Raw genomic sequence first — 23,061 nt, 5'->3', positions numbered from 1 at the left:
ACCTTTACTCCGCTTTTAATCGTAAATTATTAATCACTTTTTGAGGAGTTATGTAAGTAAAATTAATCTTGTCATCCTCTTTCACTTTCTGAACTCCTTCTAGTAAAATTTTATCATTTTCGGAAAGTCCGCTGCTTACCACATACAGATCAGGGATTTCGCCCGTGATCGTAATCTCTTTTGAACTTACTTTGTTGTTTTTATCTACAACAAAAACATATTTTTTGTCCTGAATTTCGTAGGTCGCTTTTTGCGGAATCACGATAGCGTTTTTAAGCGGTACCAACATTTGAACCTTTCCGGTTTCTCCATTTTTAAGCAATTTACCAGAATTAGGGAATCTCGCTCTAAAGGCAATATTACCCGTTTCGTTATCAAATTCGCTTTCGATAACTTCTACATTACCTTTGTACTTAAACAACTCACCATTAGCCAAAAGCAATTTGACATTTGTTTCTGCACGATCTTTTACATCTGTTTGGTATTGCAAATATTCAGGCTCAGAAACGTTGAAATAAGCAAATACCTGACTGTTGTCTGAAAGACTTGTCAATAATTCGCCTTCATCAATAAGACTTCCTAGTTTTAATGGAATGCGGTCGATGGTTCCGTCAAAAGGTGCTCTGATTTCTGTGAATGATAAGTGAAGTTTTGCCAACGCTACTTCGGCTTTGGCTGCCTGAAGTTTTGCCTGAGCTACAGCTTGTTCGTTTTTAGAAACGATATTTTTGTCTGCCAAAGTTTTAGCATTTAACAATTCTATTTCGGCTGATTTTTGCTCGGCCAGCGCTTTCAGCAATTCAGCTTCGTACATTTTAGGCATAATTCTAAATAATACTTGACCCGCTTTTACAGATTGACCTTCGTCTACATAAATATTTTGAAGAAAACCTTTCTCCTGAGCACGAATCTCTATATTTCGCACAGAACGTATTTGCGAAACATATTCTTTGGAAAACGAAGTGTCGATTTTTACAGGATTGGTTACTGTAAATTTCTCTGCTTCTTCTTTTTCTTCTTTTTTTGTTGTACAACTTATTAGGCACAATAGGGCACAAAAACCCGTTAACACGACTATTTTTTTCATGGTATAAAAATGGAAATTAAGCGATTGATTGCTCGGAATGAAAATTCCTTTAGACAGTAAAAATCATCAGTCGTCAGGCAAAAACCTGATCTGTTATAGAAGAAAAAAACTACTATACATCATTATAAGACATGAAAAATCACGCCTCATACAACTGATGCTAGGTGTTTATCAAATTCTTAAAACTCGTTGAGTAATGTAAATAGGATTGGTTTTGCCGCTATATGGCAAAGAAAATTGTAAGCGTTTGTAGTAATCGTCATTAAGACAAAATGAAGGCGAAAAAGTAGACAACCATTTTTCTGGTGAGTTGTACTTTACCACAAAAAAATCTCTTGTGGTTTTGTTGGTAACATCGTCTTTGTTTAGAAATTCTTCTTCAAGATCTAAGTCAGCTTCTTCGATGATAGAACTTCCGGGCTCCTGAGTAGAAATTTTAACATGGTGCTTTTTGCCGAAATGATGAGAATAAAAATCTTTATTAGGATGTATACTTGCATTGAGGTATTGCCCTCCGCAAAACAGAAGGAAAGAAAAATACACAAAAAAGACTACTATTCTTCTCATATCGGGATCAAAATTAATCAAAGATTGAAATAAAAAAAACTTTTTTTAAATACCTTAACAAGAAAAATAAACGAAAACGTTTTCATTTTTTTTAATCTCTTTTTCGTACCATAAAAGTCTTACTATTCTGATCGTGTAATATATTAATTTAGAGACCGTTTACGTAAAAACTGCAACCATTAATTATTTTGATTACTTTTTAAAACTCTTTTCTTAAATTCATAAAAAAAACCTTAAACAACACTTTATTTAAGGTTTTAGAAATCTCAATGAGGAAAATCTAACGATGAGACTGAATCAAATTTTCTATTTCAGCATCGGAGATCACAAGATTTGCTCCTTCTGATTGCGCTAGCAAAGCACCTAGCGAGCAGCCGTAAAGCAACATTTAGAGGAGCTCCACCTATCATTCTTTTGTCCTCAAAAACATACCAAAACACTTCTCCATAAGCAACTGTCATTGCCTTTTTGCTATTCATCATAAAAAAATAGTTGAATTATAAAACTACATTAATTTTGAAGTATAATAAAATAATCAATCGCAAAAAAACATTAAATAACCGCTATCTTTAGTATCTTTTTACCCAAAATCACCATTAATTAAAACCTTGAAAAAAACGTCTGACTATTTCCTTGATAAAGAATACGATACTGTTGTGTATGGTAAGGACGATCTTAATTTTAAGGATTTTGAATGTTGCATTTTTAATAATTGTAACTTTTCGAACTGTACTTTTGTCGCTGTTACTTTTATTGATTGCGTTTTTAATGACTGCATTTTTTCGGAAGCCAAAATCAATTATGTCGCTTTTCGAACTGTAACTTTTAATGATTGCGAAATTAAAGAGGTCAATTTTGCGATGTGTGACAAATTGATTTTTGAAGTCCATTTTTACAATTGCACGCTTGATTTTTCGAAATTTTATACCTTAAAACTAAAAGGTACCACGTTTACCCATTGTAGTCTAATTGCTGTAGATTTTATGGCGACTGATCTAACAAGTGTTCTTTTTGACAATTGCGACTTGTACCGATCAGAATTTGACAAAGCGATTGCCAACAAAGCCGACTTTAAAACGAGTTATAATTACACTATTGATCCTTCTAAAACCAAACTAAAGAAAGCCGTTTTTGCTTTGAAAGAATTGAAAGGATTATTGTTTAAGCATGATATTATTGTGAGTTCATTATAATTTTTTCTCCATCACATAATCTTCCATAAAATAACCGTTTCCAATTTCGATATCTACTTCTTCTATAACTTCAAAACCTATTTTTTTATAGAAAGTTAAAGCTGTATTATAACGATTTACGTTTAATGACAAAGCGGTTGAATTGTTTTCTAATGCCATTTTAGCGATTTCATCTATCACTTTTTTGCCAATTCCTTTTCCTTGCGTTTCTGATAAAAGATATATTTTATGAATTCTTGTAACGTTTTGTTCTTTATAATGATGCTCAATTCCGATAAAGCCTAAAGTACTTTCAGCATCCACAATCAGGTAAAACAATTGTTCTTTTTTCTTGTATTGATTCGTTAAAGCTTCATCAGAATAAATTAAATCTAACATGTAATCTAACTGTTCTTTCGATAAAATCTCGCCATACGTAAGAGGCCAGGTTGTGTATGCAATATTCTGAATTATTGAAATATCTTTTAATGAAGCTTCTAAAATAGTAATCATATGTAGAAAAAAAATTGATTTTATAGAGCAAAATTTGATTTTAGTGCTCGTTTAGGCCTGTAAATATTGCATTATTAACTAGATTTAAAAACGAGAAACTATCCATGAATCGTTTCCCCTTTTCCGTACTTAGATATAATTGATTCTTCGTAAGCCAGCCATTCTCTCCAACGTTTTTCAACGTCAATTCCAACACCATATTTTCTGGCGTAGGTGATAAAAGTAACATAGTGTCCGGCTTCGCTTTCCATCAAATCTCTGTAGAAAATAGCCAATTCTTCGTCCTGAATATTTTCGGATAAAACCTTAAAACGCTCGCAGCTTCTGGCCTCGATCATTGCCGAGAATAATAATCGTTCTACCAAACCCGAAACACGGCTGCCATCGCCACTTTTCTTCATATATAAATACAATTCATTTACATAATCGTCTTTGCGCTCGCGACCTAGTTTTAGTCCTCTTTTAATAATGATATTGTGAACTTGCTCAAAATGATCGATTTCTTCTTTGGCTAAAGCCAATAAATCTTTAACCAAATCCTGATGTTCTGAGTTATTGGTGATAATGGTAATCGCGTTTGTTGCTGCTTTTTGCTCGCACCACGCATGATCTGTTAAGATTTCTTCAATATTTTTCTCAACAATATTTACCCATCTTGGGTCGGTTGGTAGTTGTAGTCTTAGTACGCCCATTTTTTTAAGTCTTAAAGTTAGAAAGTCATAAAGTTGTAAAGTCAAAAAAGTCGAAGATCAAAACTAAAATAGAATTCACATTCCATTTCAAGACTTTCGACCTTCGACTTTAAGACTTTATGACTAATATTTAGTATACGAAAATCGGTCTTTCGCTCATCATTTCATTTACTTCGTTTGCCACTTCTTCAATAACTGCTTCATTGGTATGATCCGTTAAAACTTTATCGATAAGTGCTACAATAGTTTCCATGTCTTCTTCAACCAAACCACGAGTGGTGATTGCAGCGGTTCCAACACGAATTCCTGAGGTTACAAATGGTGATTTATCATCAAATGGAACCATATTTTTGTTAACCGTAATTTCTGCTTTTACCAACGCATTTTCTGCTTCTTTACCCGAAATATTTTTATTTCTTAAATCAATAAGCATCATATGATTGTCTGTTCCGCCAGAGATAATATTGTACCCTCTTTTTACAAAAGCATCTGCCATAGCGTTTGCATTTTTTTGCAATTGCATCGCATAAGTAAAGAATTCATCTTTTAGCGCTTCACCAAAAGCAACCGCTTTAGCAGCGATAATATGCATCAACGGACCACCTTGATTTCCTGGGAATACCGCAAGATCTAACAAAGATGACATCATTCTGATTTCACCTTTTGGTGTTTTCAAACCTTGTGGATTTTCAAAATCTTTCCCCATCAAAATCAAACCTCCACGTGGTCCACGCAATGTTTTGTGCGTTGTTGTAGAAACAATGTGACAATGTGGAATCGGGTCATTCATCAATCCTTTGGCGATAAGACCTGCAGGGTGAGAAATGTCAGCAAATAAAATGGCTCCTACGCTATCTGCAATTTGTCTGAAGCGAGCAAAATCCATATCACGAGAATAAGCCGAAGCCCCTGCAATGATTAGTTTTGGTTGTTCTTTTGTTGCAATTTCTTGAATTTTATCATAGTCTAAACGACCTGTTTCAGCATCTACTCCGTAAAAAACCGGACGGTACAAACGACCTGAAAAGTTTACAGGAGAACCGTGAGTCAAGTGACCACCGTGAGATAAATCAAAACCTAAAATAGTATCTCCAACATTTAAACAAGCGTGGTAAACTGCTGTATTTGCTTGAGATCCTGAATGAGGTTGTACGTTTGCATACTCAGCACCAAATAATTCTTTGGCTCTGTCAATAGCAATTTGCTCAATAACGTCAACTACTTCGCAACCGCCGTAGTATCTTTTGCCAGGATATCCCTCGGCATATTTGTTGGTTAAAACAGAACCAGCTGCTTCCATTACTTCATCACTTACAAAATTCTCAGAAGCGATAAGTTCTAATCCGTGAATTTGTCTGTCTTGTTCCTCTAGTATAAGGTCAAAAATTTGTTCGTCGCGTTGCATTTTTTCGTTTTTCGTTAATTTCCTGCAAAAATACAAAAAAACGTTTGTCATACAGTTAGATTATGATATATTTGACAAGTAATTTTTCAACAAATAATTAACATTCACATGCCAATAACCGCCAACGATACCAAAAGAAAATCATGGTTAGAAGTACCAGAAAATAGTGACTTCCCTATTCAAAATATTCCTTTCGGTGTATTTCTTACCAAAGAAAATGTCGTTACAGTAGGAACCAGAATTGGCGATTATGCTATCGATTTAGGGGCTTTACAACAATTAAACTATTTTGCAGGAATAGATTTGACAGATGATATGTTTATGCAGGACACGCTAAATGATTTTATTTCTGATGGAAAGAAAACATGGCGTTTGGTTCGAAATCGTATTGCTGACATTTTTGATGCCACCAACCCGCAACTGAGAGATTCTGCAAAAGATCGTGATATTGTTATTTTTAACATAGATGATGTCGAGATGCAATTGCCTGTTTTAATTGGTGATTACACCGATTTTTATTCGAGTAAAGAACATGCAACCAATGTTGGAAAAATGTTTCGTGACCCGGAAAATGCTTTATTACCAAACTGGTTACACATTCCGGTAGGTTACCACGGCAGAAGTTCTACGATTGTACCGTCTGGAATTCCTGTACATCGCCCAATGGGACAAACATTGCCAAATGGCGAAAAATTGCCTGTTTTTGGCGCTTCTCGTTTGGTAGATTTTGAGCTGGAAACTGCTTTTATCACCACAGATGTAAATGTGATGGGAGAAAATATCCCAACGTATGAAGCTGAAGACTATATTTTCGGAATGGTTTTATTGAATGACTGGAGCGCTCGCGATATCCAGAAATGGGAATACGTGCCTCTTGGTCCGTTCTTAGCCAAAAACTTTGCTACATCAATCTCTCCGTGGATTGTTACGATGGATGCCTTGGAACCTTTTAGAACAAAAGGTCCGAAGCAAGATCCTTCTCCGCTTCCTTATTTACAGACAAAAGGCAAAAAAACTTTTGATATTCATTTAGAAGTTTCGCTTCAGCCTTTGAATAAAGAAGAAACCATTATTTCAAAATCAAATTTTAAGTATCTATATTGGTCAATGGCACAGCAATTAGCACATCATACGTCTAACGGATGTCGCGTCAATTCTGGCGATATGATGGGTTCCGGAACCATTTCTGGCCCTACTCCTGATAGTTTTGGTTCGATGCTAGAACTTACTTGGGGAGGAAAAAATCCAATAAAATTAAATGATGGCAGTGAGCGTAAATTTATCGAAGATAATGATACTGTAATCATTAGAGGTTACTGCGAAAATGCAGAAGTACGACTTGGTTTTGGAGAAGTTAGCAGCCAATTATTGCCTCCTTTTATCAGACCATGAAGAGCAGATAAATCATCTGAACAGATATAAAACACAAAACCTTGTTAGAATCTAACAAGGTTTTTTTTGTATCTATAATTTATAACGTTATTTACATCACACAAAGTCGCAAAGTTTAAATTTTAAAAAGTTTTAAGGCTTTGTACCGCTCGTTATTTACTCCAAAATCACTTTTACCCAAACTAAACGATGATCCGAACTTGATTCACGTTTTTCAACCAATTCTGACATTGGTTCACCTTTGGCAGGCCAGAACACACCACTGTTAATAACCTTAAAGCCAAGTTTGGAAGGCAATACATAATCAGCGCGCATTCTCCAAAAGGCAGTATGGTTAATGCCGAAAGGGTTTTGAGGACTATGCTCAGCACCACCTTTACTGGCTGGTATAAGGTCGCTGTTAATTTTTGGATGGGCAAGTAATGACTTTATACCTTCCGAGATAGCATTTCCTTCAACTGGTGAAGCGTTTTGATCACCTAATAAAACAAATTGAGAATTCGAAGGTAAGACTCCTTTTACACCTTTGTCGTCATAAATGTATGAAGTAGAATTGTCTGAAATGTAGTCCTTCCAGAACCGGATTTCATCATGATTTCTCTTTCCATTACGATCTTCGGCACCATCAAAAGAAGCTGGAGTAGGATGGCTGGCTAAAATATGAACCGTCTTATTGCCAATCTGAACTGGAACGTCCCAGTGAGATTTGGAAGATAATGGAAATTGCGACCAGACCTCCTTGCTATACCAATCCGATCCATCGGGCTTTTTGGTAAGCAATGCTCCCGGCATATCTTTCCATTTGAAATGTTGAAAAGTGCGAACCGCCTTAACATCAATAGGATATTTTGACAAAATCATCATCGCATATTGACCAGGATACATACCAAATCCCCAGGCATCACTTCCAAAATTTTCCGACTTTCCGTCATTGTTCAAATCATAAGGGCTTGACTGACCAGTATTCACGGTGGAGTGATAGTAGTAAGGATAATCAATGGCAGTTGCTCCGCCTTGACCCACTTTTAAATAATTTTTAATAAACGCCTTTACACCAAGTTCAGGGTTTTTAATGTAGTCAAACTCGTTTAGCAGAATAACGTCGGGCCTTACAGTCTGAATAATCTGGGCGATATTTCTGATTTGAGCATTATTTCCTGACTCAAGCTCATTAATCAATACCTGCTCCGAATTTCCCTTTGTACCTCTTGGAAAATAATTCTCCGATTCCATACTTACATTGTAGGTAGCAAACGTAAGTTCAAGGTTTTTTTGTAGATCATGCTGTGAGAAAAGAGCTCCGGTAGAAAGTATGGAAAGGATAAAAAATATTTTATTCATATAGAAATTGAATCTGCATTGCTGCATTGTTGATGGCACAAATTTAAGAATGTTGTCGCTACACAAGGCCGTCTGTATGTTAAGTGTATGTAAATAAAAGCTGAATCTTTTTGAGTTGCCTCCAGTTTTAACTGAAGGTATTCTATTTTGCATCAAAAAAGGCTTTAGCCAAAACCCATATTTTGACTAAAGCCCTTGATGATGACTTTATTTTTTCCTTCAGTTAAAACTGGAGGCTATTGAATAAATTTAAACTTAAAAAAATTTGCTTCTTTGTAATGCCTTAACAGCAAAAAATTATGCCGGAATTTGCTGACTCAAGCAATGCAATGTCCCGAATCCCCAGATAAAATCGATACAGCTGATGCCGATTACTTCTCTGTCCGGGAAACACTCTGATAAAATATTTAATGCCACACGATCGTTGCTATCATTAAATGTTGGAACAAGAACACAATTATTCAAAATTAAAAAATTAGCGTAACTGGCTGGTAACCTTAAATCTTCAAAATCGACACGTTTTGGCATCGGCAACGCTACGATTGTTGGTGATTTTCCGTCTTCTAATTTTGCGCTTTGCAAACGTTTTAAATTGTCTTGTAAAGGTTTATAATTAGCATCATTTTTATCTGTTTCTACAATTGTAACAATCGTATCTTCGTTTACAAATCGGCATAAATCGTCAATGTGGCCATGGGTATCATCACCTTGTATTCCATCTCCAAGCCAGATTACATTGGTAACTCCAAGGTATTCTTTAAAAACGGCTTCATAATCTTCTTTCGTAAAATTTTTATTTCGTACCTGAATACTTGGATGTATCAAACACTCTTCAGAAGTCAATAACGTTCCTTTTCCGTTAACATCAATTGCGCCACCTTCTACAATTACCGGTTTTCCTTTATACATTACCTGTGTAAGCGGAACATCAATAAAATCAGCTATTTTAGAAGGAACCAATTTATCTAACTGATAGTTTTTGTACTTTGCCCAACCATTAAAATTAAAGTTTAAAGCTTCTCTTTTAGTACCATTTTTTACAATAATTGGCCCTGAATCTCTCATCCAGCTTCTGTTGGTTTTATAAATAATAAAAGAAACTTTTGCACTATCTACACGGGCTCTTTCGAGCATTTCTGCAACTTTTTCCTTTAGTTTTTCATCGGCTACGACCAAAAAAACAGTTTCGAAAGTCGCAACTTTTTTAATAAATTCGACAAAAGCCCATTGAACGGCTTCATATTTTCCTGGCCAGTCGTTGCCATTGTGCGGAAAACACAACACAATTCCTTGCTGTTGCTCCCATTCTGCCGGAAATCTTCTATTGTTTGCTGTCATAAAAAGGGTCTAAATTTAGAAAGAGTACAAAGATAATCATTCAGAATGATTATTAAAAAGGAGAAATACTCCAAATTATACTTTATTAAAAATTAGTACCAAAATTTAAGTTAAAGATTAAATAATGAACGCTTAATATACACTCAAAATTCGCAGATTACATTTGGCATCACTAAACAAAACCAAAAAAAATGAAGAAACTTACCCTTTCGTTATTAGCATTAATTACACTTTTTGCAAGTTGTAATAACGATGATAATCCAAAAAATCAAGAACCAGAAGTCGTAGTCAATGAAAATCCTGCTACTTTTAAAGAAATTAGCTCAATTAGTATTGGAGGCGAAGGTGCTGCTGAAATTACTGCTTATGACGAAAAAACAAAAAAACTTTTTACCGTAAATAATAGTAGTACCAATCAGATTGATGTGATTGATTTGAGCGATCCTACAAAACCAACCAAAATTAGTAAAATAGATTTAACTCCTTACGAAGGTGCTTCTAACAGTGTCGCTATTTTTGATGGAAAATTGGCGGTTGCATTAGAATCTACCGTAAATAAGCAAGCCAACGGGAAAGTAGTTGTTTTTAATACTACCGATTACAGCGTAATCAAACAAATCACGGTAGGTGCCTTACCAGACATGGTTACTTTTTCGCCTGACGGAAAATATATTATGACTGCCAATGAAGGCGAACCAAATACCACGTATACACAAGATCCTAACGGAACGATTTCGATCATTGAAGTAGCCAATAATTATGCCGTAACGACTCTAGATTTTGCTTCTTTTAGCACACAATTGTCTACTTTGAAAAAAGATGGTTTTAGAATTTCGAGTTTTGCCATTTCATTTGCTGCCGATGTTGAACCAGAATACGTTACGATTTCTGATGATTCTAAAACGGCATGGGTAACTATGCAGGAAAATAACGGTGTTGCAAAAGTTGACTTGGCTTCTAAAACCATTACAGCTATTTTTCCTTTAGGTTTTAAAGATTTTAATACTGCCGAAAACGGAATTGATGTGAGTGATAAAGATGATAAAGTTGCTTTCAGCCCTTGGAAAGTAAAAGGGATGTATATGCCCGACGCTATTAGTCATTTTACTATAAATAACACTCCTTATTTTGTAACTGTAAATGAAGGAGATGCAAGAGAATATAATGCCTACAGCGACATCAAGAGAATGAAAGACGTTAAACTGGATGCTAGCGTTTTTCCAGATGCAGCTACTTTAAAATTAGAAACCAATCTTGGTAGACTGAACCTTATTGCCGATATGGGAGACACTGACGGCGATGGTGATTTGGATGAAATGGTAAGTTTTGGAGCGCGCTCTTTCTCTATTTGGAATGGAAATACCGGAAAAATTGTTTATGACAGCAAAAACGATCTAGACAAAAAATCGCAAGAATTTGGAACTTATGATGATAAAAGAAGTGATGACAAAGGTTCTGAGCCAGAAGCAGTAGTTGTTGCCAAAATGGGTACACAAAGCATTTTATTTGTAGGAGTAGAAAGATCTGATGCTTTTTTGACTTATGATGTTACCAACCCAGCTGCTCCTCAATATTTGCAAACAGTAAAAACAGGAGATGCGCCAGAAGGTCTTCTTTTTATTCCAGCTTCTAAGAGTCCAACCAAAAGAAGTTTAGTAATAGTAAGCAGCGAAGGCGATGGCGTTATTAAAATCTATCAGCCCGATTTGAAATAGTTTTTTTTTATTTTTTTGGAGAAAAGGATCAAATGAAAATTTGATCCTTTTTTATTTGATCTCCTTTTGTACTTAATTTAACAAAATCTTAGTAAAACATGGCTTTTGATGGGAATTATATAATATCACAATGACTATATGAAACAATGTTGCTACATCATTAAGGTAAGTTTGTCTCAAGTTTAAGAAAACTTAAATACAAATTTTAAATTAATAGATTGACATGAAAAAGAAATTAGCATCCGTATCACTTTTGTTACTTGCATTCGCTGCAAATGCACAAAATATGACTACAACAACTACGAGGACTACCATTGAAAAACCTGCATACAATAAATGGTCTCTTGAATTAAATGGTGGTATCAATAAACCAACCAGAACAATGACTCCTGGTTACGCTACTGCTACACTTAATCCTTTCCACGCTGATTTAGGCGTTAGGTATATGTTCAATCCTAAATTTGGTTTGAAACTGGATGTTGGATATGATCAATTTCAGGAACGTGATGAAACCGCTCCTTTTGAAAGCAGATCAATCAGAACAAGTTTGCAGGGAGTTGTGAATATTGGAAGAGCTTTAAATTTTGAAACATGGACCAATACTATCGGTATCTTGGCACATGGTGGATTTGGAGTTTCTCAATTAACATCTGACAATGGTTTTGATGGGAAAGATTATATGGGAAATGGAATTTTGGGACTTACAGGACAACTTAGACTGAGCGACAGGGTTGCTTTAACCGGAGATTTAACCGGAATTGTTAACGGAAGACAAAACCACAACTTTGACGGAATGTCACCAACTTCTACAGGTTCATTTGATGGTGTACTTTTAAACGCTTCTGTTGGTCTGACATTTTACTTAGGTAAAAATACAAAACATGCTGACTGGTATTCTGAAGAAAATGAGCGATTAAATAATTTGGAAGACAGAGTGACAACAATTGAAACGGGTCTTATCGATACAGACAAAGATGGTGTAGCAGATTTGTACGATTTAGAGCCAAACTCTGTTAACGGAGTAGCTGTCAATACTAAAGGACAAGCAATTGATACCAATCAAAATGGTGTTCCCGATGAATTAGAAAGTTATCTAGAAAAAACATACGGACAAAACGGTAAAGGTGCTACAAATACCACGGTAGAAGAATTAATTAACGGTGGATATGTAAATGTTTACTTTGACTTTAACGCTTCAAAACCAACAAATGCTTCATTGTCTGGTGTAGATTTTATAGTTAAATACTTGAAAAATAATCCTGGTAAATCTGCTGATATTATTGGTTATTCTGATGAAATTGGAAGTTCAAGCTATAATACTGAATTATCAAGAAAAAGAGCTGAAGCAGTTAAATCAATTGCTATTGATGCTGGAATTGATGCTTCGAGATTAAATGTTATTGCAAATGGTGAAGACACTTCTGTAAATAAAAATTCTAACGAAGCACGTCAAATCGTGAGAAGAGTTACTTTTAGAGTGAAATAATATTCTAATAACTTTGAATAAAAAAAGGACAAAATGTAAAAATTTTGTCCTTTTTTGTTTTTATAAAATGCAACTAAACCAATATAGACTAAAAGTCCATAAATTTGGGTGGCAGACTGAAAGTCTGCAAGGTTGTAGTACTTATTTATTTGCCACAAATTTCACAAATTAGCACTAATTAATTTGTTAAATTTGTGGCTATATTTTTTTAGAAGCTAAAGCAAAATGCACTGAAGTACATAGTTGTAAACTATATCTGCGAACAATAAATTAATCGATAGCTCTTTTGGTAATATCGCTAAAAGCATCGATTCTTCTGTCTCTAAAAAATGGCCAGTTCTGACGCACATTTTCCTGCAAGTCCAAATCGACTTCGGCAATTAAGATTTCTTCCTGATCGTGAGAAGCTTGTGCTAAAATTTCGCCTTGCGGACCCGCAATAAACGAAGCTCCCCAAAACTGAATTCCATCTGTTCCTTCTATATATTTTTCTAAACCAATTCGGTTTGCCGCTGCCACAAAAACGCCATTAGCCACAGCATGACCTTTCATTACGTTCATCCAGGCTCCATACTGATTTTCTCCGTATTGCTCTTTTTCTTTTGGATGCCATCCAATTGCGGTTGGATAAAACAATACTTCGGCACCTTTTAGCGCTGTAATACGAGCTGCCTCAGGGTACCATTGATCCCAACAAATAAGCGTTCCTATTTTTCCTTTTTGAGTTTCGATAGCTTTAAAGCCTAAATCACCCGGCGTAAAATAGAATTTTTCGTAAAAATAAGGATCATCCGGAATGTGCATTTTTCTGTACAATCCAGCTTCAGTTCCGTCTGTATCGATAATGTAGGCACTGTTGTGGTAAATTCCAGCCATTCTTTTTTCGAAGAAAGGAACGATAATCACCACTCCTAATTCTTTTGCCAATGCACTGAAAGCAATAAACGAAGTGCTGTAAAGTGGTTCTGCCAAAGCAAAATTGTCTACATCTTCGCTTTGGCAAAAATAATGACTGCTATATAATTCTGGTAATAAAATAACTTCTGCCCCTTTTGTTGCAGCATCTTTTACCCAACTGATACATTTTTTAAGGTTATTTTCGGCAACGTCGTTAAGATTCAATTGAATAACGGCTATTTTGTATTTTCTCTTCGGCATGACATAAAATTTAGAGTGCAAAAATAGGAATTTTTAAAGGAATGACAAAAGCCATAATTTCCAGATTTTTTCTAATGAAACCTAAAGCCCTAGCCCTGATGGAAGCGGCATCCTTTTTATTTTTTCTTTAAAAATAAAAAGATACAGCGGACAGCAGGAAATAGCTCCTGAAAACATACTTACAAAGTTTAAATATTTGAGGTGAAAGTATTTCTTGAATGATTTATATAAAACCATAAAAGCCTTTGAAATCAATATCTCAAAGGCTTTTGTATCAAATAGCAAACGATTATTTAGTCATTTTGATTTTTCATTCCGAATAAATCTCCTTGTTGAAATAATTTTAAGTCTTGTTTTAAAGCTTTGCTGTTTCTTTTGGTTACTTCCTTAGCATCCAGATCGCTTAAATCAGGTTTTCCGGCGTTTACCCAGGCTGTATACCAAAAACTTGCCGTGGCTTCGATGGCTTTTTTCATCTGTTTTTCGACCATTCCGTTTAATTCGGCATGTAATTTCTCTGCGTATTCGTCTGAGAACCTGGCGCTATTGTATTTGTTTTTAACCACTTTGCCTTCGGCGTCAACTACAAAAACTTTATTTTCAGGAGTAGTCGTTCTCAGTTTTTTGTCTACTGCCAACAATGGATCAACCAAAGTATGCGTGTCGTAAATCATGTCCCAGATCGCTTTATGCACGTCTTCATAATGATGCGCCTGAGGTACATTTAGTTTGTAATTTTTGACGAATAACTCTGGTAATCTGCTTTCCCACAATGAGTGAATTCCTTTTTGATCGGTCAATTGTCCGTCATGATTGGCAGAAGTATGCAATGGCATGTGCGCATCGCCTATGTAATGTCCTAAATCTGCGGCAAGAAAAATGATTTCAGCTCTATTTTTATCTTTAAAAGCTTTTGTTAGTTTTACCATCATATCTTCGATATACCAAGGCAAGATTCCGTTATCGTTTAAGAATTTGGCATCGTATTTCTTTTTGGCAGCCTCTAAAGTCTGTGGCAAACTATCAAGGTTTCCAAAGTTTTCTAAATCCATGTAGTGTCTTGGATTTTCGTCTTTATAATTTAGCGCATATTTGCGAATATCCGGCACGGAAGCTTCCTGTGTAATAAAATCGATGTGATTGTAAAAAAACACTTGTATTGGCTGTGGTAAAGCCATTACTGCTGCTTTGTTGATGCGCTCGTGACCAACAATTCCCCAAGACAATGTCAAAAAGCCAATAGCTAACGCAAAAACTGCGATTAGTTTTGGTTTCATTTTTAAATTTTTCATTTGCAAATTTTTATTTCCTGCAAATTTATTTGATTTGAACATCATTTGAAAGCATCTCAATTAAGATTATGTTAATTTAATCACTATTTATTGAACAACATTACTGCTGATATGGTTTTGCATTGAAAGTTTCTTTGTAAATTCGTTTTATTTTTATTCAAAATTTTAAAATATGCGCCTAATTTATTCAGGTATTCTCTTCTTGATTTTTACTTCTATTTGTACCGCACAAGACGATATTGTACAACTAAAAAACGTTAGCGATACGATATTAAATACCAAAAGGCAACTGAAAGTAGCTGATCCTCTGGATGTGGTAAAAACGATGCAAAAGTTATTTCCAGGCAAAGTATATACCTTGTCTGACTATAATACTTTTATAAGTTGGAATTGTAAAAACTGTAAAACAACTTTGTATACCGACGTCAATGGTGTTGAAGGAGATCAAAATTTTCCTTATGAAAGAGGCGTTGCGACAAGGCTTCTGGATAATATTGATTATTCAGATTCAAAAGGAAATCAATTTAAATTACTACTCTTTAATCATTCTGGATACGATGAAGACGGATTGCAAACAGGTAGATTTTCTGGCGGACTTATTGGTCTTGCCAAGTTTGCAAAAAATGCTAATATTTGGGAAATGAGGTCTTTTCAACCAGCAATCGCTGCTTTTGGTGCTTTTTCTCAAGCTCCTAAACCTAAATTGGTAGAAATTGGTCAAGACCAATATGCTTTTATTTTGGTACACTCCAACGGTGGTGCTGGCGGCGCGTATTTCGGATACCTCTACCTCATTGTAGGTTTTGACGGAAAGTATCAACCTCTGATGGAAGTGCCAAATTTCACATTATCCAATAGTAGTAGCTCAGAATGGTCCAGTTCATACAAAGTTGTTACCGATAACAACAAGAAATTTTTTAGAGATTTTGTTATTACAACAACCGGTTCGTATAGAAAGGCAAAAGGTACTGAAGATGACTATGAGGTCGATATGCCTGTGGAAGTAAGCGCAATGGCTAAGACCAAAAAACAATTTAATTTTGTCATTGAAAAAAGACTTTCTTTCAACGGAAAATGGTATAATATTACAGGAAAGCCAGTTGTGAAATTTTCGAATATAAAATAAATCCTAATTCAAATACATAATTGAAATTAAACTCAGACCCGCGATAAATATCCAAAGGAAAACACCTTGAAGCAAAGGCTTCACTCCTACTGATTTTAAAGTATTTAGATTTAAAGTAGCACCAATTAAGAATAAAGTGATCGTTAAACCAATTTTGGCAATAGTGACTACTTGCGGTGCTATACTCGAGATTGCAGGTACGTAGGTATTTAAAAGCATGGCCAAAATAAACAGTCCAATAAAGTACGGAATCTTGATTGTACTGTTTTTATTTTTGAAAATTACAGCCGTTACAAGAGAAATCGGGATAATCCATAATGCTCTGGCTAATTTTACTGTTGTCGCTATCTGCAAAGCTTCAGCACCATATTTATTGGCCGCACCCACAACAGAACTGGTGTCGTGAATGGCTATAGCACACCATAAACCGAACTCTTTTTGCGACAAATCGAGTTGGTGACCGATAAACGGAAAAGCAAATAAAGCAATCGAATTCAATATAAAAATCACGCCCAAAGCTATAGAAGTCTGATTTTCGTTTGATTTAATAACGGGTGAAATCGCTGCAATCGCACTTCCTCCGCAAATTGCGGTTCCGCAAGAGATGAGATGAGATGTTTTTTTATCGGTTCCAAACCACTTTCCTAATAGAGTTCCGAAAATCAAAGTACTGAAAATGGAGAAAATGGTAAGCAGTAAACCTTCTTTTCCTGTCGAAACAGCAGCAACCGCATTCATTCCAAAACCTAAACCTACAACCGAAAATTGCAATAAAAAAGTAATCGCACGATGATTGAATGCTACAAATGGATTTCCAAACAAATTCACCAAAAACACTCCCAATAATAAAGCTACTGGAGGAGAAATCAGCGAAAATAAACACAATACAATCACCAAACCAAAAATAATTTGTTGACTCAAAAGGTTAACTTCAAATAAATGTTTTGCAGTATGTTGTGGCTTTGTTTCCAAAGTAAGATAGTTTAATATTTCGTTACAAAGATCAGTCGTTTACTTGTTATTTACCAATCTTAAAAAACAATTGACTATAACTTTAAATTATAGTGATCGCCTATATTTTGAATAAAAAGTTCAGACAAAGCATCTGATTTTCCTAATAAAGTGATGATGTAAAAGTAACGTTCTATTTCTAAATTCTCGACATCCAGAACCATTAACTCATTATTTGTAAGCTCTTTAGATACTGCATGTATTGACATAAAGGCCAAACAATCCGAATTGAATAAATACGACTTTATGCTTTCGGTACTTCCCAATTGCATTTCGATTTGCAAATCGGTAATTTTCAGACCTACTTGTTTTAATGCAAATTCTATAACTTCAAGTGTTCCTGAACCACGCTCGCGAGTAATAAACTTCATTGCTTTTAGATCGTCAAGCGAAATTTTGCTTTGCTGTACCAACGGATTTTTACTGTTGCAAACCAAAACCAATTCGTCTTTTAAGAACGGAATGTATTTTATAGACTGATTTTTAGATTGTCCTTCTACAATTCCGATTTCGATTTCTTTATTGATCAAGGCATTTTCAATTTGCTCGGTATTGCCGTTGAGCAAATTGACCTTTATATTTTGTTGCTTTTGATGAAAGCCCGCCAAAACCGGCGAAATAACATACTGCGAAATGGTTGTACTTGCCCCCAAACGCAACAAACCCTGACGTTCTTTGCTAAAGAAACTCATATCAAAATCGATTTCTCTGTAAACTTCAAAAATGTTTTTGGTGTGTTTTAGAAGAATTTCTCCTGCGGGAGTCAAGGCGATTTTAGAACCATTTCGCTCAAAAAGTTTTGTTTTATAGGTCTCTTCGAGTTCCTGAATGTGTTTAGAAACCGCTGGCTGCGAGATATACAATTCGGTTGCCGCTTTGGTAAAATTAAGGCGGAGCGCAACCGTGTAGAATACTTTTAGCCTAAAATCCATTTGTTCTTTGTTTGTTTGCTTTTTGTTTCAGGTTTCAAGTTCACTGAAAGACTTTGAATCTTTGTCACTATGAACCTTTGTAACAAGTTAAAGTAACCCATTGTATTTCCTAACAAACCATTCGGTCGTCAATAAAGCAGCAATTAAAATCAACAACCAAATCCAATCAATCAAAGGTGTTTTGGTTGAGATGTTTTTCTCTATCGATTTGTATTCCTTATTTTCTAAAAGCGTCTGAACCAAATTATCAACCTGATTCTCAAAAAAAGCTTTTCCGTTGGTTTGCAACGCCAGTTGCTGGAGCTTTTTTACATCTGGATTTACAAATTGCTTTTCGATATCAAAATCTAAAATCTCAAAATGACTCGAATAAACTGTATTGGTGTTCAATTCCTTTACCGTAAAATTATATTTACCCGCAACCAAACCATCTAAATTTACTGAAAAAGAATTATTACCTTTTAATAAATCATAATTTTTGGTTTGCTTCGTTTCGGTATTTGTAACCTTAATCGTAATTCTGGCTTTGTCATCAAACTCATAATTTTTATTAAAATATTGTGCGTTGATCACAATCGCCTCTCCCGAATTATAAAAATTTTCGTGTTCTACCACCAAAGATTTTTTAGCTGTTGTAGAAGCCAAATACTGAATTATTTTATCTACAAAAACATCATATTTTTCAAATGATTGATGGTCAACATGACTCTGCAAACGCCATTTCCAGCTGTTTTCGCCCAATAAAAAAGCCGTTCGTTTGCCTTGATTTTCGGCGAAAGCCAACAAAGGTGCATTGGTAGCTACATTTCTAATTTTTGAAGAAAGTAAAACCGAAACGCTTGTATTGGTCGTAATTGTGCCAAATAAATTTTGCAACGGCGGAAAATTTTCAAAACCTATATTATCAATCGCAAACAAATTAAACTGTGACTGAAACTCGGCCAAATAATCTTCTTTTTGACCGCTCATTCTAAAAACCAAACTATTTTGCTGTTGATTAAGAAAATTAAAATCGGTACCAGTTCCCGTAATGATAAAAGTATTGGTAGTGGCCAATTTTGCATTATCAAAAATACCTTTAAAAGCAGTATTAGGTTGGTACAAAACCAAAATAGCAACATCATCCAATTTACTTATTTCATTGGGTTTAACCAATATTACTTTGCGTTGCGCATTTGTTTCTATCGAACGTTTCAAAGCTCCAATATCGGGGTGATTGATCGAAGATACAATGGCAATAGTAGACTTTTGATCGATCACTTCGACAGCAAAATTTTTACTGTTATTGTAACTATTTTTCTCTTTTACGTTGGAAGCAATCGTCGCTTTAAAAATTTGCAGACCTACTTTATCAGCCGGCAAAAGCAGATTTAATGTCGCCGTTTTTTTAGAAGGAGAAAAAATGACTTTTTCTCGCATCATTACCGAATTTCCTTGCTGAATATTAAAATCTGCCGTTATGGTTTTGTCTCCTGCATATTGCAGAAAAACTTCAACTGGAAATTTATTTTTATGAAAAGCGTATTTATTTACGTTAAGCTGATTAATTTTTAAGTCAAAAAAAGTAGTTGTATCTCCCACAACCAAAGGATAAATTTTATTTTGAGGGTCAAAACGATAAACATAATCGTTACCCGTCGTTTGATTTCCGTCGGTAATAATTACCGTTGGAAAAATCAGGTTTTTATTGATACTTTTTAAGTTTTTTGCCACTGCATCCAAATTAGTTTGCTTTCCTTTAAAATCAAATTGATCAGAAGGTTTCAGATCGGCATCAAACTGATAGGACTGAATTTCGAATTTCTCCTGTAGCGCAGGATTTGAAACCAATTTTTGATACAATTCATTGACTTTTTTATCCGATTTTAAAGCTACAATCGAACTCGAGTTATCGACCGCAATTGCCAGAGGTGTTTTGGTAATCTCCAGCTTATTTTTGGTCATTATGGGGTTTATGAGCAAAACCAATAAGGCAAAAATCGCTGCAAAACGTAAAAAAGCCAAAAACACATTCACTTTTGAATGGTTTTTGACTTTAAAAAAATATTGAAAATACGACAAACCACCCGCTATTACTATAGAAAGTAATAATAATAAAATCGTGTTTGTAGTCATATATATTTTGTAATTGGAAGATTTAACAATTCAAAGATCCCAAAAAAAACCTTTGAACCTTTGCAACTCAGAACCCCAAGAATTTTAGGTAAGCATTCCTCCGCAAACATTTAGAACCTGTCCTGTAATGTAAGCACTCATATCTGAGGCTAAGAATAAACATGCATTTGCTACATCTTCAGTAGTTCCGCCACGTTTCAAAGGAATTCCTTCTCTCCAGCCTTTTACTACATCTTCTCCTAGTTTAGCCGTCATTTCTGTTTCGATAAAACCTGGTGCGATCGCGTTGCAGCGAATGTTACGCGAACCCAATTCTAAAGCTACCGATTTGGTAAAACCAATGGCGCCCGCTTTTGAAGCTGCATAGTTCGTCTGACCCGCATTTCCAGATACTCCAACAACAGAACTAATATTAATGATAGAACCAGAACGTTGCTTTAAAAAAGTCTTCTGAATCGCTTTTGTCATATTAAAAACCGATTTTAAATTCACATCAATAACCTGATCAAAATCTGCTTCAGACATGCGCATCAACAAATTATCCTTTGTAATTCCGGCATTATTTATCAAGATATCTACAGTACCAAAATCAGCCAAAACGGCCTCTACAAAAGTCTGTGCTTCATTAAAATCGGCAGCATTCGACTGGTATCCTTTTGCTTTTACTCCCAAACCATTCAATTCTGCTTCTAGAGCCTGCGCAGATTCTACAGATGAGCTGTATGTAAATGCCACATTGGCACCATGTTTAGCAAAAACTTCAGCAATTCCTTTCCCAATTCCACGACTAGCGCCTGTAATAATGGCAACTTTTCCTTCTAGTAATTTCATATTCAAAATTAATTTTTATTTTTATTTAGTAGCTATTCCTGCTATCCGCTTCAATCTTTTATGTTTTTAAAGAAAAAACACAAAAGGATTTCCACTTCTATCAGGGCTATGAATGACTTGTCAAATATAGAACAATTCCCTTTTTAAAAAAATAGCAATTACAATAACCTTTAAACAATACTTTTTAAACCTTAAAGATTTTCTCTACCCATTTGTCCCAAAAAGTACTATAAATGGCAATCATAGTAAATATAAACAAAAATAAAATATACCACGCATTGCCCACCAAATCAATAAAACCTAATTTTCCACCAGCAAAATTAAGCAACAATAAAACTTGTGCTCCATAAGGTAAAATTCCTTGTACCAAACACGAAAAAATATCCATAATTGTTGCGGTTTTTTTTGCGTTTAACTCATATTCATCATTAATTTCTTTGGCAATTCCGCCTGTAATCACGATCGAAACTGTATTATTAGCGATCGCCAAATTGGTCAAACCTACCAAAGTTCCTATTCCAACCTGAGCGCTTCTTTTGTTTTTGATCCGTTTTTTTATCTGGTGCAAGATAAAATCAATTCCGCCCGCTTTATCCACCATAGCCGCCAATCCGCCAGAAAGCATTGAAAGAATAAAAATATCGGTCATACTAGTAAAACCTTCGTATACTTTTTGTGCAAAAACCAAAAGTGTAAACTGATGGTTAAAAAAACCAATTATTCCCGCCAGCAAAGTCCCAATAATCAAGGTTGAAAATACATTCACGCCAAACAAAGCCAAAACAATTACTAAAACATAAGGTACAATGGTAATCCAGTTAAAAGCATTTTTCGGAATTTCAACTGCTTGAATTTCAGAATTAAAACCTAAATAAAACAAAACTGCAATCGTAATTATCGAAGCTGGCAAAGCAATAAACAAATTGATTTTGAATTTATCTTTGAGTTCACAACCCAAAGATTGCGTTGCTGCAATCGTAGTATCCGAAATCATCGAGAGATTATCGCCCAACATAGCACCGCCTAACAAAGAACCACAAATAAGCGGTAACGAACTTCCGCTGGCATTAGCCAAACTAACAGCAATGGGTCCTAAAGCCACAATTGCTCCCACCGAAGTTCCTGTCGCGGTGGATAAAAAAGCTGAGATCAAAAAAATTCCTAAAGGAAAATAAGCCGCATCAATGGTATTGATTCCGAGATTCACGACCGCATCTACTCCTCCCATAGCTTTACTTACCACTGCAAAAGCTCCTGCAAGCAAATAAATAATACACATAGTCATGATTTTACTTTCGCCACAACCTGCAATCAGGGTATCTACTTTTTCGTCTGTAGAAGATTTAAAAAGTACAAAAGCAACAATAATCCCAATCAGAACGGCAACTGGGGATGGAAATGCATAAAAGTCATTGAGGGCAATTCCGACTCCTAAAAAGGTAAAAATAAAAACAAATAAAGGAATTAAAGCTACTGCATTTCCTTTTTTCTTACTGAGTTTTGTCATAAAGTAAATTATAAAATGAAACATTTACAACGACAAGCAAATCCAGAATAATAATGTGAAAAACAACATTTTTTCCAAAGGATTTGGCTTATCGTTTTAGCACCTTGCTTGTTGTTGCAGGTTGCTATCTCTTTGCGAGATTCGTGATAACGGGTGCAAAAATAGTAATTATTTTATCATATAAAACATAATTATACCATTTCTATAGAATTTATTCAAAATTAACATTTTATAAATCAAAAAAGCAGCTCATGTGAGCTGCCTTTTCTTTCCAAAAACGTATTTAAAAAAAGTTTTACATATACTGTATCGTTACAAAATAAATAACTAGCATTGCGACTCCAATAAATAGTAATCTATAAAGTGACGATTGAAACTCTT

At 35.0% G+C, this 23,061-nt stretch carries 19 protein-coding genes and 1 riboswitch; of the genes, 5 read left to right on the top strand and 14 right to left on the bottom strand.

All coding sequences use genetic code 11. The features are described from left to right. Nucleotides 1–4: 4 nt before the first annotated feature. Both LNP22_RS12770 and LNP22_RS12765 read right to left on the bottom strand, forming a co-directional pair. Complete coding sequence (locus tag LNP22_RS12770) at nucleotides 5–1,087, bottom strand: efflux RND transporter periplasmic adaptor subunit (RefSeq protein ID WP_229973791.1); 1,083 nt, start codon at nucleotides 1,085–1,087, stop codon at nucleotides 5–7. A 171-nt stretch (nucleotides 1,088–1,258) separates the two neighbouring features. Continuing rightward, a complete protein-coding gene (locus LNP22_RS12765; protein ID WP_229973790.1) occupies nucleotides 1,259–1,654 on the bottom strand; it encodes a hypothetical protein in 396 nt (131 codons plus the stop codon). A 608-nt stretch (nucleotides 1,655–2,262) separates the two neighbouring features. Here LNP22_RS12765 and LNP22_RS12760 point away from each other — a divergent pair. Continuing rightward, on the top strand, nucleotides 2,263–2,847 hold the full coding sequence (locus tag LNP22_RS12760) for a pentapeptide repeat-containing protein (protein ID WP_229973789.1): 585 nt from the start codon (nucleotides 2,263–2,265) through the stop codon (nucleotides 2,845–2,847). Here the strand turns inward: LNP22_RS12760 and LNP22_RS12755 are convergent. The 3 genes from LNP22_RS12755 to glyA form a co-directional block, all read right to left on the bottom strand. Further along, nucleotides 2,842–3,339 (bottom strand): GNAT family N-acetyltransferase, encoded by a 498-nt coding sequence (locus LNP22_RS12755; RefSeq protein ID WP_229973788.1) that lies wholly within the window; start codon nucleotides 3,337–3,339, stop codon nucleotides 2,842–2,844. The two genes, LNP22_RS12760 and LNP22_RS12755, sit on opposite strands and share 6 nt — an antisense overlap. A 98-nt stretch (nucleotides 3,340–3,437) precedes the next feature. Next, entirely contained in the window at nucleotides 3,438–4,031 is a 594-nt protein-coding gene (locus tag LNP22_RS12750) for a MiaE family protein (protein ID WP_229973787.1), read from the bottom strand. Between the two features lie 130 nt (nucleotides 4,032–4,161). Then, nucleotides 4,162–5,436 (bottom strand): serine hydroxymethyltransferase, encoded by a 1,275-nt coding sequence (gene glyA / locus LNP22_RS12745; RefSeq protein ID WP_229973786.1) that lies wholly within the window; start codon nucleotides 5,434–5,436, stop codon nucleotides 4,162–4,164. Between the two features lie 108 nt (nucleotides 5,437–5,544). On the opposite strand from glyA, the gene fahA reads away from it, so the two are divergent. Further along, nucleotides 5,545–6,828 (top strand): fumarylacetoacetase, encoded by a 1,284-nt coding sequence (gene fahA / locus LNP22_RS12740; protein WP_229973785.1) that lies wholly within the window; start codon nucleotides 5,545–5,547, stop codon nucleotides 6,826–6,828. A 156-nt stretch (nucleotides 6,829–6,984) separates the two neighbouring features. Here fahA and LNP22_RS12735 read toward each other — a convergent pair whose 3' ends face one another. Next, the gene (locus LNP22_RS12735) at nucleotides 6,985–8,322 is read right to left on the bottom strand and encodes an endonuclease/exonuclease/phosphatase family protein (protein WP_229973784.1); all 1,338 of its coding nucleotides are present in this window, start codon (nucleotides 8,320–8,322) and stop codon (nucleotides 6,985–6,987) included. Nucleotides 8,323–8,466: 144 nt separating this feature from the next. Next, nucleotides 8,467–9,507: an agmatine deiminase family protein gene (locus LNP22_RS12730; RefSeq protein ID WP_229973783.1), complete on the bottom strand. Its 1,041-nt coding sequence runs from the start codon at nucleotides 9,505–9,507 to the stop codon at nucleotides 8,467–8,469. Nucleotides 9,508–9,698: 191 nt separating this feature from the next. On the opposite strand from LNP22_RS12730, the gene LNP22_RS12725 reads away from it, so the two are divergent. Together LNP22_RS12725 and LNP22_RS12720 are read left to right on the top strand one after the other, a co-directional pair. Further along, the gene (locus LNP22_RS12725) at nucleotides 9,699–11,222 is read left to right on the top strand and encodes a choice-of-anchor I family protein (RefSeq protein WP_229973782.1); all 1,524 of its coding nucleotides are present in this window, start codon (nucleotides 9,699–9,701) and stop codon (nucleotides 11,220–11,222) included. A gap of 223 nt (nucleotides 11,223–11,445) precedes the next feature. Next, complete coding sequence (locus tag LNP22_RS12720; protein ID WP_229973781.1) at nucleotides 11,446–12,708, top strand: OmpA family protein; 1,263 nt, start codon at nucleotides 11,446–11,448, stop codon at nucleotides 12,706–12,708. Nucleotides 12,709–12,978: 270 nt separating this feature from the next. On the opposite strand, the gene LNP22_RS12715 is transcribed toward LNP22_RS12720, so the two are convergent. Together LNP22_RS12715 and LNP22_RS12710 are read right to left on the bottom strand one after the other, a co-directional pair. Beyond that, nucleotides 12,979–13,866: a carbon-nitrogen hydrolase gene (locus LNP22_RS12715; protein WP_229973780.1), complete on the bottom strand. Its 888-nt coding sequence runs from the start codon at nucleotides 13,864–13,866 to the stop codon at nucleotides 12,979–12,981. 293 nt (nucleotides 13,867–14,159) lie between these two features. Beyond that, complete coding sequence (locus LNP22_RS12710) at nucleotides 14,160–15,158, bottom strand: zinc dependent phospholipase C family protein (protein ID WP_229973779.1); 999 nt, start codon at nucleotides 15,156–15,158, stop codon at nucleotides 14,160–14,162. Between the two features lie 172 nt (nucleotides 15,159–15,330). Here LNP22_RS12710 and LNP22_RS12705 point away from each other — a divergent pair, with 172 nt between their 5' ends. After that, a complete protein-coding gene (locus LNP22_RS12705) occupies nucleotides 15,331–16,284 on the top strand; it encodes a hypothetical protein (RefSeq protein WP_229973778.1) in 954 nt (317 codons plus the stop codon). Between the two features lie 3 nt (nucleotides 16,285–16,287). Here LNP22_RS12705 and LNP22_RS12700 read toward each other — a convergent pair whose 3' ends face one another. The 5 genes from LNP22_RS12700 to LNP22_RS12680 form a co-directional block, all read right to left on the bottom strand. Continuing rightward, the gene (locus LNP22_RS12700; RefSeq protein ID WP_229973777.1) at nucleotides 16,288–17,256 is read right to left on the bottom strand and encodes a YeiH family protein; all 969 of its coding nucleotides are present in this window, start codon (nucleotides 17,254–17,256) and stop codon (nucleotides 16,288–16,290) included. Between the two features lie 74 nt (nucleotides 17,257–17,330). Then, nucleotides 17,331–18,227 carry a LysR family transcriptional regulator gene (locus tag LNP22_RS12695; RefSeq protein WP_229973776.1) on the bottom strand — a complete coding sequence of 299 codons (897 nt, stop codon included), beginning with the start codon at nucleotides 18,225–18,227 and terminating at the stop codon, nucleotides 17,331–17,333. A gap of 87 nt (nucleotides 18,228–18,314) precedes the next feature. Next, nucleotides 18,315–20,342, bottom strand: coding sequence for a hypothetical protein (locus tag LNP22_RS12690; RefSeq protein WP_229973775.1), 2,028 nt, complete (start codon nucleotides 20,340–20,342; stop codon nucleotides 18,315–18,317). An 84-nt stretch (nucleotides 20,343–20,426) separates the two neighbouring features. Beyond that, a complete protein-coding gene (gene fabG / locus LNP22_RS12685; protein WP_210666981.1) occupies nucleotides 20,427–21,173 on the bottom strand; it encodes a 3-oxoacyl-[acyl-carrier-protein] reductase in 747 nt (248 codons plus the stop codon). Between the two features lie 184 nt (nucleotides 21,174–21,357). Continuing rightward, entirely contained in the window at nucleotides 21,358–22,680 is a 1,323-nt protein-coding gene (locus tag LNP22_RS12680) for a Na+/H+ antiporter NhaC family protein (RefSeq protein ID WP_229973774.1), read from the bottom strand. Nucleotides 22,681–22,738: 58 nt separating this feature from the next. Next, nucleotides 22,739–22,835, bottom strand: a riboswitch (SAM-I-IV-variant riboswitch). Nucleotides 22,836–23,061 lie beyond the last annotated feature (226 nt).

Origin of the sequence: Flavobacterium flavipigmentatum, assembly GCF_020911905.1 — a bacterium.
Classification (GTDB): Bacteria; Bacteroidota; Bacteroidia; order Flavobacteriales; family Flavobacteriaceae; genus Flavobacterium; species Flavobacterium flavipigmentatum.
Note: the sequence above shows the minus strand (reverse complement) of the source record. Positions and strands in the feature narration are given on the sequence as shown.